The sequence below is a fragment of the Nocardia neocaledoniensis genome, assembly GCF_003182135.1.
GTDB classification, from domain to species: Bacteria; Actinomycetota; Actinomycetes; order Mycobacteriales; family Mycobacteriaceae; genus Nocardia; species Nocardia neocaledoniensis.
In genome coordinates, this window is sequence record NZ_QGTL01000027.1 from 1 (window position 1) to 3,694 (window position 3,694).

At 66.7% G+C, this 3,694-nt stretch carries 4 protein-coding genes; 1 reads left to right on the plus strand and 3 read right to left on the minus strand.

Annotated features, from left to right (window positions below; all coding sequences use genetic code 11):
* Positions 1 to 188: zinc-binding dehydrogenase (locus DFR69_RS33770; RefSeq protein WP_146229498.1), on the plus strand; the 188-nt coding region annotated here is incomplete at its 5' end.
* A gap of 98 nt (positions 189 to 286) precedes the next feature.
* On the opposite strand, the gene DFR69_RS33775 is transcribed toward DFR69_RS33770, so the two are convergent.
* Genes DFR69_RS33775 through dctP form a run of 3 tightly spaced genes read right to left on the minus strand, consistent with a single transcriptional unit; the run spans position 287 to position 3,275 of the window.
* The gene (locus DFR69_RS33775; RefSeq protein WP_110041761.1) at positions 287 to 1,570 is read right to left on the minus strand and encodes a TRAP transporter large permease; all 1,284 of its coding nucleotides are present in this window, start codon (positions 1,568 to 1,570) and stop codon (positions 287 to 289) included.
* Positions 1,567 to 2,226, minus strand: coding sequence for a TRAP transporter small permease (locus DFR69_RS33780; RefSeq protein ID WP_167456504.1), 660 nt, complete (start codon positions 2,224 to 2,226; stop codon positions 1,567 to 1,569). The genes DFR69_RS33775 and DFR69_RS33780 overlap by 4 nt, the downstream gene beginning before the upstream one ends.
* On the minus strand, positions 2,223 to 3,275 hold the full coding sequence (gene dctP / locus DFR69_RS33785) for a TRAP transporter substrate-binding protein DctP (RefSeq protein ID WP_110041763.1): 1,053 nt from the start codon (positions 3,273 to 3,275) through the stop codon (positions 2,223 to 2,225). Before dctP ends, DFR69_RS33780 begins: the two co-directional genes overlap by 4 nt.
* Between the last annotated feature and the right edge of the window lie 419 nt (positions 3,276 to 3,694).

The following is a 3,694-nucleotide window of genomic DNA, read 5'->3' on the forward strand; positions in this document are numbered from 1 at the left end:
CCCGCGACCAGGAGATGGCCGAGGTCATCGCCGCGCTCCTGCCCGAGGTGATCCCGGCCGTCGCTCGGGGGCAGATCCGACCGGTGATCGACAGCACCCTGGGCCTGACACTGGGCAAGACAGCCGCGGATCGGCTGCGATCCGGCGAAGCCGTCGGAAAGATCGTGCTCTCGATCGCGCCGTCGTGATCATCGGCTCGTGAGCGCAGGCGCGGCATCGAAGTCGACCTGCCGGCCTGCGCTCACCTCTGGACATCAGTGTCTCCGGCAGCCCGAGACGCTGGCAGCTAGCGCGAATCCGGGAGCCAGGTCACGACATCGGGCCACAGGATGAAGGCGATGGCGACGATCACCATGGCGACGGCGTAGGGCGCGGCACCCCTGAACACTTCGACGGTGTCGCGGCCGGTCGCCCGCGCGACGACGAAGACGTTCAGTCCGAGTGGTGGGGAGATCAGCCCGATCTCGCCCATGAGGACAACGAACACGCCGAACCAGATCACGTCGTAGCCGATCGTTTCCACCAGCGGAAGGACGATGGGCACGGTGAGGGCGATGATGGCGACCTGGTCCATGAAGAAGCCGAGCACGATGTACATGACCAGCAATGCGAGCATGATCGCGATCGGTGGAACCGGCAGGCCCTCGATCCAGGTGACCATCGAGGCCGCGACTTTGGTCTGCGCGAACGCGTAACCGAACACGTGCGCCGCGATCACGATGGCGAAGATCATCGCGCTGGACTTGACCGAATCGACCACCGCGTCCACGAGACCGGTGCCGGTCATGCGGCCGCGTATCGCGACGAGCAGTGCGGCGACCAGGCAACCGATGGCCGCGGACTCGGTGGGCGTGACGATGCCGAAGTAGATCAGCCCGACCACCGCCAGGAACACGACCGCGATCGGCAGGGCCTCCAGGACCGCCTTGATCTTGGTCAGCCAGGAGGACCGTTCGCCGCGCGGCATCCTGGACGGGTCGCGCAGGGCGGGCAGCAGCATGGCCGCCAGCAGCGCCGCGGCGATGATCAGCCCCGGAACCAGGCCGGCGACGATCATGTCCCCCACACTGGTTTCCGCGGTGACGGCGTAGAACACGAGGATGATGCTGGGTGGGATCATGCCGCCGAGCGTGCCGACCGAGGCCACGATGCCGGTGGCGGTGGTCGGGCGGTAGCCCTCGTCGATCATGCGTTTGCTGGTCGTCTCGGCGAGTGTCGCCGCGGCGGCGGTCGACGAACCGGAGATGGCCGCGAAACCGACTCCCGCTGCGGTGGAGGCGATCCCGGTGCCGCCGGGGATGCGGCCGAACATCGTGCGGCCGGCGTTGAACAGCGAGTCCATCATTCCCGACATCAGCATCAGATGTGCCATCAGGATGAACAGCGGAATCGCCGACAGGGACAGCGACTGCACCGACCCCACCGGTATCGCCTCGAGGACACCGAGTCCGGCCCCGACCGACAGTTGCAGCGCCAAGCCCGCCAGGCCGGCGCCGAGAATCGCGAACGACACCGGCACCCGGACGGCGATCAGCGCGATCAGCAGCACTGCCATGACAAGCGCGATCATCGCGCACCTCCCGCGATGTCGGTACCGGAATGGGTTGTCGCCACCGGGGTTTCAGGTGTGTCGCCGGGGTCGTAGTCGGTGGCAAGGACTGTCCAGGGCGCGATCAGCTCGCGGATGAGATCGATGAGCACCACGATCATGCCGAGGACCATCGAGACGGGCAGGATCGCACGCATGAACCACCCGGGTATGAGCAGTTCCGAAGAACCGCGGATCGGTCCTTCGTCGATGGCGATCGCGAACACCAGGCCTTCGATACCGGCGATGAGCAGTGCGCCCATGCCGATGAGCAGCACGAGGTAGGCCAGGATCAGCAGGACTTTCCGCATCCGCACGCCCAGCCGGTGGAAGAGGCTGGTCACGGCGACGTGGGCGCCGCTGCGATAGGCGGTCACCAGTCCGAAGAACGCGACGATGGTGAGCAGGTACATCTCGATGAACGCGACCGCCCAGCCCAGTGTGACGGAGAAGAAGGTGCGCAGGACCACGTCGACCAGCGTCAGCGCGACAATGGCGACGATCGCGATTCCGGCGAGGACGCCGCAGACCGCCGAGATGCCGTTCTGGACGCGATCCAGGCCGGGGTGTCGGTCGGTGCGATAACCGAACATGGTGCGCTGGGCGGTGCCGTGCCGGAAGGGGTGGACGATACTCATTTCGCCGCTCCCCCGACCCGGGCTTCGATCGCGTCGAGAACCTCGCGGGCGTCCAGGCCCGCTGATTCCAGGTCGCGAACCCATTCGGCGCGCACGCTCGCGAGAGCGGCGTCCCACTGCGGGCGCGTCTGTGGGCTGACCTCGTCGAATTGGATTCCGGCCGCCCGCATCGCGTCGACGGCCTTCGCGTCGGCCGCGGCGATCGATGTGCAGGCTCCGGCGCGCGCCACTTCGGCGGCCTCCTGCACCACCCGTCGTTGCGCGTCGTCGAGCTCGGCCCAGGCATCGGCGTTGATGGTGAACCAGATGCTGCTCGAGCCCAGATCCGCCCGCAGCGTGCCGTACCGCAGCACCTCCTGGAAGCTGTAGGAGAGCACGGCGTAGCGCGGCAACAGCGCGCCATCGATCGTTCCGCGTGAGAGCGCCTCGTACATGTCGCCGACCGGCAACGAGACCGGGGCCACGCCAAGGCCTTTCGCGACCCGGTCACCCACGCCACCAGGCGAGCGCACCAGCAGGCCGGCGAGGTCCTCGGGTCGGGTGGCGCGGCGGTCGGCGGTGAAGACCTCGATCCCGGAGACGGCAGCGCCCCACAGCGGCACGACGCCGCGCTGCTCGATCTCCTTGTCGTAGATGATCCCGCCGGGTTTCACCAGGGGATCGAGCACCTGAACCGTCGTGCACGGATCGTCGGTCAGCCCCGGAAGATCACCTACGCCGGTCAGTGGCAACTCGTCGGCGAGGTAAGCCGGCAGGACGAATCCCATGTCCACCGCGCGGGTTCGGACGAGGGTGAGCATTTCCTGGGTCTTGCCCAGTTGCCCGGCACCGTAGTAGTCCAGGTGCAGGCCGACCTCGGGACCGTGCTCACGCAGATAAGCGAAGAACGGGGCTGAGCCACCTTTGCTGACGGGATGCCCACCGGAGAATCCGTCGGCGACCACCAGTGTGATGCCGTCGTCGGGGCCGTGTTCCGCCGAGCCGCAGCCCACGGTGGCGACCAGGATCGCTGCCAGCGCCGCCAGGGCCGCTTTCGGACGACCCGTCATGGCTTACCACCACCCGAGCAAGCTCCGGGCAGCCGTCGAAGCGAGGTAGTCGGCGCTGCCTGATCGCGCTCGGGTGGGGTGGCTCGATGGTTGTGACCCACGCTGGTCTCCGTCTTCATCAGGGGTGGCCGACGCCACAGTTCCGCATAATATATAAAGTACTGTACCAAACAGTGTGACGCATCACTGGTGATTCGACCGAACCGGCGCTGAAGTGCTAGTCGGGGCGAAGTTCTCGAAAACCCGATCTGAAATCTTGCGGAGCGAATATATTATGCGTTCTGCTCCGATCCGCTTGCGGTCCGATGCAGATCTCGCGCAGTCCGGCGGCAGTACCTGCCCACCGGCAAGCCTCCCGTTACCCGACTTCGGTGGCCGGCGCGTCTGAACTCCGACCCCCTCTCGAGGAGCACTATGAA